This window comes from Arthrobacter sp. Y3221159 (genome assembly GCF_059089885.1).
In genome coordinates this window covers 1-216 of record NZ_JBNHFC010000076.1, presented here as the reverse complement: position 1 = coordinate 216, position 216 = coordinate 1, and the positions used below count along the sequence as shown (strand labels likewise).

Below are 216 nucleotides of genomic sequence, written 5' to 3'. Positions count from 1 at the left end.
TTGGCGAGAAATCCCAGCAACAGCGAAATCTGGTGGGCGGTGCGGTCCCCTGCAAGCTGGGCCTCGATGTCCTCCGCCGGGCTGTTGGTACCTGGCAGCTCCGGCGTGAAGAAGCCGGTAAGAACCAGGGCGGTGAACACCAGACCTGCCACTGCGGCCCATCGGTCCGGATTCCCCGTCGCCACTGCCGATCTAACATGGACGGGCGACGGGTTG

General features: G+C 64.8%; 1 protein-coding gene. It reads right to left on the bottom strand.

Going from position 1 to position 216, the window contains the following annotated elements:
• The coding region (locus tag AC5RT3_RS20735; protein ID WP_494125123.1) for a hypothetical protein at positions 1–185 on the bottom strand (185 nt) is incomplete at its 3' end.
• Positions 186–216: the final 31 nt, after the last annotated feature.